This is a genomic window from Prevotella histicola, from assembly GCF_055385135.1.
In genome coordinates this window covers 1,359,194-1,372,200 of the sequence record NZ_AP043793.1, presented here as the reverse complement: position 1 = coordinate 1,372,200, position 13,007 = coordinate 1,359,194, and the positions used below count along the sequence as shown (strand labels likewise).

Annotated in this window: 10 protein-coding genes and 1 pseudogene; 3 read left to right on the top strand and 8 right to left on the bottom strand. The window is 40.5% G+C overall.

What is annotated here, in order from left to right:
• Positions 1-298: 298 nt before the first annotated feature.
• Positions 299-1,654: a TIGR00341 family protein gene (locus ACZ48L_RS05670; protein ID WP_025792873.1), complete on the bottom strand. Its 1,356-nt coding sequence runs from the start codon at positions 1,652-1,654 to the stop codon at positions 299-301.
• A 299-nt stretch (positions 1,655-1,953) separates the two neighbouring features.
• On the opposite strand from ACZ48L_RS05670, the pseudogene ACZ48L_RS05665 reads away from it, so the two are divergent.
• A pseudogene (locus ACZ48L_RS05665) lies at positions 1,954-2,352 on the top strand (ISL3 family transposase); the annotation flags it as partial.
• A gap of 267 nt (positions 2,353-2,619) precedes the next feature.
• On the opposite strand, the gene ACZ48L_RS05660 reads toward ACZ48L_RS05665, so the two are convergent.
• Positions 2,620-3,102: a hypothetical protein gene (locus ACZ48L_RS05660; protein WP_025792870.1), complete on the bottom strand. Its 483-nt coding sequence runs from the start codon at positions 3,100-3,102 to the stop codon at positions 2,620-2,622.
• Positions 3,103-3,254: 152 nt separating this feature from the next.
• On the opposite strand from ACZ48L_RS05660, the gene ACZ48L_RS05655 reads away from it, so the two are divergent.
• Complete coding sequence (locus tag ACZ48L_RS05655) at positions 3,255-4,901, top strand: glycogen/starch synthase (protein WP_025792868.1); 1,647 nt, start codon at positions 3,255-3,257, stop codon at positions 4,899-4,901.
• 50 nt (positions 4,902-4,951) lie between these two features.
• Positions 4,952-7,510 (top strand): alpha-glucan family phosphorylase, encoded by a 2,559-nt coding sequence (glgP, locus tag ACZ48L_RS05650; protein WP_025792866.1) that lies wholly within the window; start codon positions 4,952-4,954, stop codon positions 7,508-7,510.
• Positions 7,511-7,996: 486 nt separating this feature from the next.
• Here the strand turns inward: glgP and ACZ48L_RS05645 are convergent, their stop codons facing one another.
• From ACZ48L_RS05645 to aroQ, 6 genes are all read right to left on the bottom strand, one after another.
• On the bottom strand, positions 7,997-8,824 hold the full coding sequence (locus tag ACZ48L_RS05645) for a DUF4595 domain-containing protein (RefSeq protein WP_025792864.1): 828 nt from the start codon (positions 8,822-8,824) through the stop codon (positions 7,997-7,999).
• Between the two features lie 205 nt (positions 8,825-9,029).
• Complete coding sequence (rhuM, locus tag ACZ48L_RS05640) at positions 9,030-10,025, bottom strand: virulence protein RhuM/Fic/DOC family protein (protein WP_025792863.1); 996 nt, start codon at positions 10,023-10,025, stop codon at positions 9,030-9,032.
• Positions 10,026-10,068: 43 nt separating this feature from the next.
• Positions 10,069-11,301 (bottom strand): FtsX-like permease family protein, encoded by a 1,233-nt coding sequence (locus ACZ48L_RS05635; RefSeq protein ID WP_025792862.1) that lies wholly within the window; start codon positions 11,299-11,301, stop codon positions 10,069-10,071.
• A gap of 31 nt (positions 11,302-11,332) precedes the next feature.
• Positions 11,333-11,668 (bottom strand): 30S ribosome-binding factor RbfA, encoded by a 336-nt coding sequence (rbfA, locus tag ACZ48L_RS05630; RefSeq protein WP_008824145.1) that lies wholly within the window; start codon positions 11,666-11,668, stop codon positions 11,333-11,335.
• 106 nt (positions 11,669-11,774) lie between these two features.
• Positions 11,775-12,479 (bottom strand): O-methyltransferase, encoded by a 705-nt coding sequence (locus ACZ48L_RS05625; protein ID WP_008824146.1) that lies wholly within the window; start codon positions 12,477-12,479, stop codon positions 11,775-11,777.
• A gap of 30 nt (positions 12,480-12,509) precedes the next feature.
• Positions 12,510-12,935 (bottom strand): type II 3-dehydroquinate dehydratase, encoded by a 426-nt coding sequence (gene aroQ, locus ACZ48L_RS05620; RefSeq protein ID WP_025792860.1) that lies wholly within the window; start codon positions 12,933-12,935, stop codon positions 12,510-12,512.
• Between the last annotated feature and the right edge of the window lie 72 nt (positions 12,936-13,007).

Sequence of the window (13,007 nt, the reverse complement as noted above, 5' to 3'; positions counted from 1 at the left end):
GATAAATTCTTTGGTTCTTCCGTTAAATGGATAGATATATCTCATAAGTTATATAAAAAAAGCTGTTATTACGACAAAGAAAAGGAAATTAGCGGTAAATGAAAGAAATGATGTGACGTTATGGTAGAGCGATAAGGGGGGAAGACGAAGGGGTAAACTTGTTTAACAATATAGAAACGCTAAGATTTCAATATTTGGGAGATAATAAATCAAAAACAACCCCTTGCATCTTTACGCAAGGGGTGTAAGGGGGTAAAAAAAAGTTGTTTCGAAGCTCTCGTTATGCTTCTGTAGCAACCTATTGTGGCAATACCACCAACTGAAGATGATCGGTTTTTATGCGCACCTTAAGCCATTTGTAAAGCTGTTGCTTGTCGTTTGCAGGAAGTGTTTTGCTGGTTTTAACCACCGCAAGCACGTATTTTCTAGTTAGAGCAGTATCTACAAAGACTTCAGAAGTGTGCGAAAGAGCTATACTTTTAGCTTCCGGACAAATGGCTTTCAGCTCTTGTTTCATCTCTTTAGCCAACTCTGGATAACGTGTATAAGCCGCTAACTGCTTCTGTAAGGCATCGTTTTGGTACACTTGTTCCTTCAAATCGGAAGACGTTTCTTCTCCTACTGCTACCAAACCGCGCTTCTTTTGCTGCATAGCCATAAGACTATCAGCATTAGCACCTTGTATAATGCGAAGTCGATAGTCGGCTAACTGATAGTCGGACAGGGCTTCCTGTGCCTTCTTAACGTCGCTATTAGAAATAGAATTGCCTATTGTAATAACATCCAACGTTTTGTTTTCTTTGTCGAAAGTGTGCGAAAGAATGTAAGTTCCATTGTCTTTTATTTCGTTGCGCAGGAAGTTTTCTACGTTATTTTCGATGACACTCTGCTTAATAATTTGCCATGTCATGTAGCCAGCAGGTATCATTGTGATGATAACAATACTTGCAATATAGAAGTTTACACGCTTCAACTTCTCCTGATTGACCATCTTTTTACGATGGAAGTGCATTAAACGAACGCCCACGCAGGTGGTGAAAGCGATGAAAACAGTATTGATGAAGTAAAGATAAAAGGCACCCAAGAAGTAAGATGTGTTGCCCATTGCAAGTCCGTAGCCCGCCGTACAGAGTGGTGGCATTAGGGCAGTAGCAATCGCAACACCCGGTATCACGTTGTTTTTGCCTTTTGTAGCTACTGCCAAAATACCGGCTGCACCGCCACAGAGTGCTATCAACACATCGTAAAGTGTGGGCGATGTGCGTGCAAGAATTTCTGATTGTGCTTCTGTGATAGGCGAAAGTAAAAAGTAAACGGTAGCTGTAACAACGCTGAGAATGGTGGTAATGAGGTAGTTGATGATAGCTTTCCTGAACAAATTCAGGTCGGCTGTTCCAATCGCTAATCCAATTCCGATGATTGGTCCCATCAGTGGCGAGATGAGCATAGCACCGATAACGACAGCTGTTGAATTGACATTGAGTCCTAAGGAAGCGACGAAGATAGCAAGAATAAGTATCCATAAGGGTGCTCCCTTGAAGTTTACACCTTCGGTTATCTGTGCTATTATGTTGTCTTCAGAGACTCTATCGGGCATTATATTGAAGCATCGCTTAACTAATTGCCACAGTGTTTGTTTGTTTTTTGTGTCCATACGCTTTGTTTTTGGTGCAAAAATAATGTTTATTTGTGATATAATGGTATTTTGGATAACGATATTTTTTGGGTCTTCCGTTAAATGGATAGATATATCTCATAAGTTATATAAAAAAAAGCTGGTATTATGTATCTTTGTAGTGATCAAACTTCAAGAACATGGATACCAGCATAATGCAAAACCCCTTAGGCGTCTTCCAACAAGACCTCAGAATTCGCGCTACGAAGATAATAACTTAGTTTTAGAAATCCAAACTCCAAAGGAAAAACTATGTTGTCCCGTATGTGGAAGTCATAATACTCAGAAATGGAAATGATATTTTTGATTATGCACACAGAAATAGACTGGAGAATGCCTTGAGCCTAAACCGTCCGCTGATGATTGCCTATTATCTCAAAGAAGATCTTAAGGAAATATGGAATCAGTGTAGTAAGCAAAAAGCTAAAGCTGTGTTGGATGAATGGGTAAAGCAAGCTATAGAATCTAAAATACAGCCATTGGTGAAAATGGCTTCAACTATTAGAGCATACAAGACATACATTTTAGCATGGTATGACCATTATATAACAAATGGAACAATTGAAGGCATTAACAATAAAATAAAGGTTCTGAAAAGACAGATATATGGATTCAGAAATGAGGAATACTTCACATTAAGGCTATATGCATTGCATGATAGGCGTCTACGCATTTAACGGAAGAACCATAAAAACGGTCTATTCTTTCCTATTAAAGACAAAAGCCGATTGCATACCATTTCCGTTTTTTGCTGTCATTCCTGTCACTTCTATTCAGCTTTTAATCTCCTGAATATAAACCCATTACACGAAGTGTTAAAAGTGACGGCAACTGAAATTATAACTTAATTAGGGGTTTACATATCATAAGAGGGTGTGTTCATAGGCTTTGAACACACCCTCTTATGAGTTTAAAAACTCTTCTTTGATTGAGAGGAGAGCAGACTATGGTTTACGTTTAAAGACAATCTCTTTGGGAATCTTCACCCATTTGTTATTAACAACAATCTTCATTGTACTACCATCGAGGCGAGTCAAAGTGTAAGTGCCATCGTTGTTATAGCGTAGTTCTGCCTTAAGGTCCTCGCTACCGTAGTCGTTGATGATGGTGAGAATGGCTTTGTTACCTTTGATTGTAGCGTCAGATACTATCCATTTACGGGTGTCACGTATTGCCCCAAAGTATCCTGGAACTTTCCCAAATATCTCTTGTCGTGGTACGATGATATTGTTATTATAGAAATCTATATCCATCCATACCTGGAATTCGTCATTTGTTATGTGGGCCTTAAATACAGAATCCCCCTTTTGAGTAGTCTTCACACCTCCTTGGAGTGTATTCTTATCACTGTGTATTGTTGTCCGTGCATATCCCTGCGCTAAGAAAATGGCAAGTGCAAAGATTGATAATATTATTCTCTTTTTCATATCCATGTAAATGTTTGGTATTTGCAAAGTTAATGTTTTTAATCAATTATTTGTTAGATGTACCTAAAAATATAAAGTTTAATATTCTTGTTTTATAGTTTTTGTATTACCTTTGCAATTGATATATATATCAGATTATTATAAAGCTAAGGATGTTGTTTCCGGATTATATTTTTGAGACCAGTTGGGAAGTATGTAATAAAGTTGGTGGTATTTACACCGTACTTTCCACAAGAGCTAAGACATTACAGGACAGGATAAAAGACCATATTATTTTCATTGGCCCTGATTGTTGGGATGATACCTCTTCTCCTTATTTCAGAGAAGACAAGTCTCTGTTCTCTGTGTGGCAACATACTGCAGCAGCAGAGGGTTTGAAGATAAAGGTGGGTCGCTGGACAATTCCTGGTGAACCAATTGCCATTCTTGTTGATTTCCAATCCTACTTCCAGCAGAAGGATGATATATATGGTAAGCTATGGGAATATTATCAGGTGGACAGTCTCCATGCTTACGGTGATTATGACGACTCTGCGATGTTTTCTTATGCAACAGCCTTGGTTGTAGAAAGCTTCTATAAGTTTTATTTATCAGAGGAAGATAAGGTTGTTTTTCATGCTAATGAGTGGCAGACAGGTTTTGCAGTATTGGAACTTCAGCGTCGTCTCCCCCAGATTGCATCTATCTTTACTACCCATGCGACATGTATTGGGCGTAGCATAGCGGGCAATAATAAACCCTTGTATGAGTATCTTTGGGCATACAACGGTGACCAGATGGCAAGAGAGTTGAATATGGAGAGTAAACATTCCATAGAAAAGCAGACTGCACATCACGTTGATTGCTTTACGACGGTGAGTGATATAACAGCTAAGGAGTGCCAAGAGCTTTTGGATAAGTCCGTTGATGTTATTCTTCCGAATGGTTTTGAAGACGATTTTGTACCCAAAGGAGCAAAGTTTACAGCGAAGCGTTCTGCTGCCAGAAAGAAACTGTTAAGTGTTGCCAATGCGCTGACTGGATCAGATGTTGCGGATGATGCGCTGATTATATCTACCAGTGGGCGTTATGAATTCCGCAATAAAGGTATAGATGTCTTTATTGAAGCAATAAACCGATTACGCTTTGATGATAGGCTGAACAAGCAAGTTGTTGCCTTCATCGAGGTTCCTGGTTGGTTAGCCGGTCCACGTCAAGATCTTGCAGAGCGTATTGCAAGTGGTAAACATTTTGATTCTCCTTTGGAAATGCCTATGCTTACCCATTGGCTTCATAACATGGATAATGACAATGTGTTGAGTATGATGCGCTCATTGGGAATGAATAATGCCAAGGACGATAAGGTAAAACTCATCTTTATCCCATGTTATCTGACAGGAGACGATGGTGTCTTGAATATGAGTTATTATGACCTTGTTATAGGGAACGACCTCTGTGTCTATCCTTCTTACTATGAGCCATGGGGATATACACCATTAGAAGCTATAGCCTTTAAGGTTCCTTGCATCACAACAGACCTTGCTGGCTTCGGTTTATGGGCCAATGATGAGAAAGGTAAAGACAGTGATATCGAAGACGGCGTACAGGTGTTACACCGTACAGATTATAATTATTCAGACGTTTCTGATGGTATCAAGGATACAATAATAAGGTATGCTGCTCTTCCGAAAGCATCTGTGGATAAGTGTCGCTCACATGCCGTGAAGCTCTCAAAGAAAGCTCTTTGGAGTAAGTTCATCAAATACTACGAGCAGTCATACGACATAGCATTGCATAAGGCAGCGTCACGCACACTTTAAGGAATTACTTTTTATTACGATAAACAAATAACAGTCAAACTAAATAAGTTATGAAAATTAAATCAGATTATTCCAACGAACCTCAGTGGAAAGAGGTTAACGTAAAGTCAACATTGCCAAAAGAACTGGCTTGTCTTGACGAACTTGCCCATAATATGTGGTGGGCTTGGAATTACGAAGCTCGTAATATGTTTAAGGCTCTTGATGAAGAGCTTTATGAGGAGGTTGGTCATAATCCTGTCCTATTGCTGGAGCGTCTCAGCTATGATCGCAAAGAAGCTATCGTAAAGGACAAGAAACTGATGAAACAGGTGAATGACGTCTATAAGAAGTTCCGTGCTTATATGGCTGTTAAGCCTAATAAGAAGCGTGCTTCTGTTGCCTACTTCTGTATGGAGTTTGGTCTGAATCAGGCTCTAAAGATTTATTCTGGAGGTCTTGGTATCTTGGCAGGCGACTATATCAAGGAAGCTTCCGACTCAAACGTAGATCTTTGTGCTGTTGGTTTCCTCTATCGTTATGGCTATTTTACACAGAGTCTTTCTATGGATGGACAGCAGATTGCAAAATATGATGCCCAGAACTTTAATTCTCTTCCTATTGAGCGCGAGCTTGATGAGAACGGCAATCAGGTTGTTGTTGACGTACCTTATCGTAACTATCAGGTACATGCACTTGTATGGCGTGTGAATGTTGGTCGCATCAAACTCTATCTACTCGATACAGATAACGATATGAACTCAGAGTTTGACCGTCCTATCACTCACTCTCTCTATGGTGGTGATTGGGAAAACCGACTGAAACAAGAGATTCTGCTTGGTATCGGTGGTATCCTTACTTTGCAGAAACTTGGTATCAAGAAAGATATCTACCACTGCAATGAAGGTCACGCAGCACTTTGTAATCTTCAGCGTCTTTGCGATTACATTGACGGAGGCCTGACATTTAATCAGGCTATGGAGCTTGTACGTGCTTCATCACTTTATACCGTTCACACTCCAGTACCAGCAGGTCACGACTACTTCGACGAAGAGCTCTTCGGCAAGTATATGGGTGATTATCCTGCTAAACTCGGTATCTCTTGGGATGAGTTTATCGGTATGGGTCGTACCAATCCAGACGATCACAGCGAACGTTTCTGTATGAGTACCTTTGCTTGTAACACCTGTCAGGATATCAATGGTGTGTCAAAGCTTCATGGTTGGGTAAGTCAGCAGATGTTTGCTCCATTGTGGAAGGGTTATTTCCCAGAGGAGAATACTGTAGGTTATGTAACCAATGGTGTACACCTCCCAACATGGACAGCTACAGAATGGCGTAAGGTTTACGATAAATACTTCGATAAGAGCTTCATGAGCGACCAGAGCAATGAGCAATTATGGCATGCTATCTACAATGTTCCAGATGCTGAAATCTGGGAGACACGTATGGCATTGAAGCAGAAGCTAATCAAGTATATCCGTGATAAATTCACCAAGCAGTGGCTCCGCAACCAAGGTGACCCAGCTAAAGTGGTATCAATTCTTGAGAAGATCAACCCTAACGCCTTGATGATTGGATTCTGTCGTCGCTTTGCTACCTATAAGCGTGCACACCTTCTCTTTACTGATCTTGATCGTTTGGAGAAGATTGTTAACAACCCAGAGCGTCCTGTTCTTTTCTTCTTCTCTGGTAAAGCTCACCCAGCTGATGGCGCAGGTCAAGGACTTATCAAGCGTATCTTTGAGATTTCACGTATGCCTCAGTTCCTCGGTAAGATTATCTTCCTTGAGGATTACGATATGCAGTTGGCTCGTCGTCTCGTTTCTGGTGTTGATATCTGGATGAATACACCAACTCGTCCACTCGAGGCAAGTGGTACATCTGGTGAGAAAGCAGAGATGAACGGTGTTGTTAACCTCTCAGTTCTCGACGGCTGGTGGGTTGAAGGTTATCGCGAGGGTGCTGGCTGGGCATTGCCAGAGAAGCGTACCTATCAGAACCAGGGCTATCAGGATCAGCTTGATGCGGCAACAATCTATAGTCTGCTTGAGAATGAAATAGCTCCACTTTATTTCAATAAGGATAAGAAGAAGGGCTACTCAGAAGACTGGGTGAAGGTTGTAAAGAACTCTATTGCAACTATCGCTCCTCACTATACAATGAAGCGTCAGCTTGATGACTACTATGACAAGTTCTATGAGAGTCAGGCTAAGCGTTCTCATAAGCTCGAGGCTAATGACAATAAACTTGCCAAGGAGATTGCTGCTTGGAAAGAATCTGTTGCTGAACGTTGGGACAGTATCTATGTAGTATCAAAGAATGAGGATGCTCTACAAGATTTGTCAACAGGCCATAAGGTGAAAGTTAGCTACACGATTGACGAACAAGGACTGAACAATGCTATCGGTCTTGAGCTTGTTTTCTTGAACAATGCTCCAATTGATGATGTTAACATTCACAAGGTAATACCGTTCAAGCTGGTGAAAACCGAAGGTAATAACTACACCTTCGAGGCTACTTTTGAAGCTAGTGAGGCTGGTGCTTACAAGTGGGCTGTACGTATGTTCCCGAAGAACGACTTATTGCCACACCGTCAGGACTTCGCTTATGTGAAGTGGATTGGATAAAAACAGTCTGAGGACTAATCAATAAATAAAAGCCATTCCTAAACTCTGTAAAGGGTTGGGAATGGCTTTTTTGTGTTTCTATGCTATTGAATTATCGCCGGGCTTAATCTAATTTACAATGGTAATGTGCCATTTCCCTCGATATGTTTACTGCCTTCTGCTTATGCCTTTTTAAACATCTTGCGATAACGTGAGCCAATGTTGATGATTTTCTTTTCATGAAAATCATTCGTGATACCTGCTGCAAAGATACTGGTTCGTTGTCCGCTTTGCAAGGATAAGCTATGTAGTAATCTGTGTATTTATACTTTTTTGCGTGGGTAAAGATATGAGTTTGGGGAGTAGAAAGCAAAAGAAAAGCTCTCAGACCAGTGTGGTGTATGGTCTGAGAGCTATGGCTTGAAAGTACCCCCTATAGAATTACTTTCCGAGTGTACTATATAGAAGGGTGATGATAATTATATGTAATGATACAGAACTCGTTTTTTACCACCCGAACTTGTATTGATGGCTACCACTTGTCATTGCTGTTGGGAAACCATTACTATTGACAGTCCACGTAAAGTTGTTTTTGTTGCCGTTCTTATCAATAAGCTGTACAGGCAAGTTCTTTGTTGCTTTTCCAAGTAATCCTGCATAGTAGGCGTATCTTATTGCACCCATGTCAATTCCAAACGTTGTATTAAAAAGCATAATGTTGCCCTTGTTCACTATAGGAGTAGGAGTGGCTGTTGACGTATAAGCAACTTTGCAAGTGTCTTTTTGTTTTGTCGTTGCTGGAGAGAGGATAGTTTTTGTCTCTATTTCAGAGATGTTGCCATCTTTATAAGTCAATGTAAAGATTTTGTTTATATCTGCTGAATGGGTTATATTGGTCAGCTGGTCATTATCGTTATAAGTGAAATACCATGTATCTTCCTTTGTGTTTTCTTTTTGTTCTTTCATGCATCCTCTAACAAATCCATTTTTGCCCAGGAACATTATGTAGACCGTTGTATCTCCATTACGTTCTACTTTCATGAAGACATTTGGGATTACAATAGCACGTGTTTTTGTGTTATTGTATTTGAAAGATACCGTTTCATCCTTAGTCTTAATGCCTGTAACCAATCCTCTGTCATCTGTTTGGATAGTCATACTATCCACCTCTTTAGGCATGCCATTAGTAAATACCTTTGAAAGGTCAATTGTTACAGGATCTGGCCTGCGTTCAATAATCCAGTCATCATCTTTTTTGTTACTGCATGATGATAAAACAAATGTTGCACCTATTACTGCTACAGCGAGTAGTGCGATTGTAATAGTCTTTTTCATTGTTTCTCTTTTGTGTTATAATTAGTAATTGGAACGTTCTTGTCAACTCATTGGCTTGTACTTTTGTTCTCTGTTGCAAATATATAAAAAACTTTCTTCAACAACCCGTTTCTATACTATAATTTTATTAGTTTAGGGTGAAAAAGCATATAATAGACTCTATATTATAGCTTTGCTTTGTGCTGTATTTCTCTTACTGTATTTACTAATTGGCTTGGTTGATAAGATTCACCACTACCTTTACCATTATATCCTTTTCTTCTGTTTTACTCTCAGCTATCATTAGGGTGAGGGCAACGAGTGTGTTGTCAGCAATTCGTTTGGTGCCATCGGGATGATAGAGGATGGCATTGTTGTTCATAAACCATAGGAAGAGGGTGGCTGCAATGCGTTTGTTACCATCACTGAAAGAGTGGTTCTTAGTGACAAGATAGAGAAGCATAGCCGCTTTCTCCTCCACACTCGGATATAGTTCCGTGCCATCAAAGGTTTGATAGATTTGTCCGATAGAGCTTTTGAAGGACTCATCCTTCTCATTACCAAAGAGTGCAGAACCACCAAACTTCTGTCGAAGAACATCTATCTCGTGCATAGCATTCTCGTATGTGGCATGGAAGGGTTCTTCTTTCGTTGTCTTAGCAATATGGAGTCGCTGGTAATCATAGTTATCGAGTGTGTCGAGTGCGTAGGTATAGTCTACTACAACATCAAAGAGCGCATTGCTTTCGTCCGTCGTCTTTGCAGGTTGTTGCTGAATGGCTCTGCCTAATACTTGTATGAGTTGGCGCAGTTCTGCAATCTGATGTTTGCGAATGTTCTCGTTGATAGCATAGCCTTTGACAAGATATTGCTTAAGAACAGAGTTTGCCCATTGACGGAAACGGATACCACGCTTTGTATTTACACGATATCCCACGGATATTATCATATCAAGATTGTAATAAGCGACTATACGAGAAACTTGCCGTTTGCCCTCTTGTTGAACTGTTCGGAATTTCCGAACAGTTGAGTTAGCATCGAGCTCATCATCTTCTATGATGTGTTTTATATGCTCGCTAATCGTTGCTTTACTGGATTGAAAGAGTTCAACCATCTGTGCCTGTGTAAGCCACACGGTCTCTCCTTCCAACTTTACATCAAGTTGGGTCTTACCATCTTCACTTTGATAGATGATTATTTTGTCGTTTAGGTTTTCAGTCATATTGTTTAGGTTTATAGTTGTTAGTCAATAGGCGAGAGATGTCCTACTCCTTCGTGAACTTGCGGCTCATATAACGTACGGGATACCATACGGAGAGCCAACCAACAAGAATGACAGTGACGAAGATTACTATAATATCTTCTGGATGAACGCTGATAGGATAAGCATTGACAACGAAGTTCCCAGCCTGATCTCCAAGTTGAACAAGTCCATATGCCTGCTGTAGCCAGCAGAGTAGAAGTCCGAGAGCAATACCTATTATAGCTCCGGCAACTGATATCATTCTACCTTCGAATAGGAAGATACGACGTATTTGTCCATCGGTAGCACCGAGATTGCGCAGAGTTATCACATCGTTCTTCTTGTCGATGATGAGCATAGAGAGTGATCCTATGATGTTGAAGCAGGCAACCATGAGAATAAACGTCAAGAAGATATAAGCAAAAAGCTTCTCAATGCGCATGATATTAAACGTGTCAGCTTGTTGTTCGTATCGGTCTAACACCTTATATTTATCGCCCAATAGGTTTTGTATTTCCTTCTTTGTATTGTCGATATCCACGCCAGGTTTCATACGTAACTCAAGCGAAGTAATCTCCCCCTGTCGGTTGAATATATGGCGAGCGAAAGCTAATGACGTTATGATATAGCCTTTATCATACTTCATTTGCTTTACTTGGAATAATGCACCCGGCGACACTAATGAGTCTTTTACGAAAGCATTTGTTGGATCAGAAGCGTCATATTGTCCCTCTCTTTGTGGTGCATATATCTGTAAATAATCAGGCCATGTCACTCCAGTTCCAAGGTCTTGTGCCAGTCGGATACCCAGAATGCCATACTGTAGATTGGCTACTTGTAGTGTGAAGTCCCCATCTCCATAAAGGATATTACTGATATGTGTCAGTGAATCGAAGTTCTCTTGTACACCTTTTACGGTCACCATAGCTTGTTTATCGTGATAAACCGCCAGTGCTTGGTCCTCTATACACTCTGTAGCTACTTCTATTTCCGGCAGATGTTTCACCTTAATTAATAAAGGATCGTTAGCCTTCATAGCTTTCCCTTTTGCTGCTTCAATCTTCAGTTGTGGGTCGAAGTTAGTGAAGAAGGACGCAACAAGATCAGAGAACCCATTGAATCCACTCAATACAACGACCAATGCCATTGTTGCTACAGCCACTCCGAGGACAGAGATCAGACTAATAACATTAATGGCATGTGTACTCTTCTTTGAGAAGAGATAGCGTCGGGCAATGAAAAAAGGGAAGTTCATTTCAGCTGGTTATACGATGATAAGAGAGTTATTACTTCTTCAGAAGCTCATCAATATGCTCTAAATAGTCGAGTGAGTCGTCAATGAAGAAGCGCAGTTCTGGGATGATACGTACTTGATTACGTATGCGTTGTCCCAGTTCATAACGTATTGTCTTTTCGTTTGCATTGATATTCTTTAGCAGTTCCTCACCCTTTTCTGAGGGGAAGATACTAAGGTAAGCCGTACAGATACTGAGATCTGGGCTAACTTTTACGTTTGTCACACTGACCAGAACACCATGCATAAGGCGTGTTTGTGTCTGGAATATACTTGCCAACTCTTTCTGTAGGAGTCGTGATATACGGTGTTGTCTTGTTTCTTGCATCGTTGTTATTTATCTTATATTTACTGCAAAGGTACTGAAAGTTTGATTATTCAGCAAACTTTAAATAGTAATAAGCATTGACAGTGATATGCTGATGTGTTGCAAATTACCTCTTTTTATATTCGTTAGAATCTGTAAAAGCACCAGGTTTCTTGCGTATTAATGTAAGTCCATCACGTAGAGGAAGGATAACTTTCTCTACCCGTTTGTCCTTTGCAATAAGGTCATTGAATCGTCGGATACCAATAGTTTGATGGTCATGATCGTATGTTGGGTCAATAACATGCCAGTCCCAAAGCGTGTTATCAGCAAGAATATATCCACCAGGACGTATGATAGGCAACAGTTTCTCATACATTTCAGCGTATGTCCGTTTGTCTCCGTCTACGAAAGCCATATCAAACAGAATACCCAGCTTAGGTGCTTCTTCGGCAGCATCACCAATTCTGAAGTCTATTTTGTCGGCTACTGGCGATCCTTCTATCCACGGACGTGTGAAGTCTTCCATCTCATCATTGATCTCAAAGGTGTATAGTTTCCCACCTTCCTCCAAGCCTTCAGCCATGCAAATGGCAGAGTAGCCACTGAAAGTTCCAACCTCCAGAATGTTCTTTGGGCGTATCATGTGTACTAACATCTTCAGAAGTCGACCCTGAAGATGCCCACTTGCCATGCGTCCATGTATCGTATGAATGTTCGTAGCACGGTAAAGTCGGTACAGATAGTCACCTTCTGGATCTATATGTGCTGCAAGATATTCATCTGCCCCAGCTTCTTCTTCGAGTGGAGTGTACGTGTTGAGAGTAGTCATATCGTGTTGTTTCCTTTTAGGGAATAAGCTCTATGGGTTAAGAGTCAAGAGTGCTTCGATAGCCAATCGGTAACTGTCCAGTCCAAATCCTTGTATAGTTCCCTTGCATCCTGGACCTATTATGGAGTGTCGGCGGAACTCTTCTCGATTGTTTACATTGCTTATGTGTACCTCAATAACAGGTATCTGGAGGGCTCGGATACAGTCAAGTAAAGCAATACTTGTATGAGTATAAGCCCCAGCATTTAGTATAATGCCATCATAAGAGAAACCAACCTCCTGCATTTTATTGATGAGTTCCCCCTCGACATTGCTTTGATAGTATTCAATTTCTACACTTGGATAACGTTTCCTTAGTGTTGTCAGATATGATTCCATGGTCTCTGTACCATATATCCCTGGCTCACGAGTACCAAGTAAGTTAAGATTTGGACCATTGATAATGATTACTTTCATGTCTCTTTCTTCTGAAATATTGTTTTTCTGATGTACCTTTGCATCAAGCCACATTGGTCTTGTGGTGCTTTT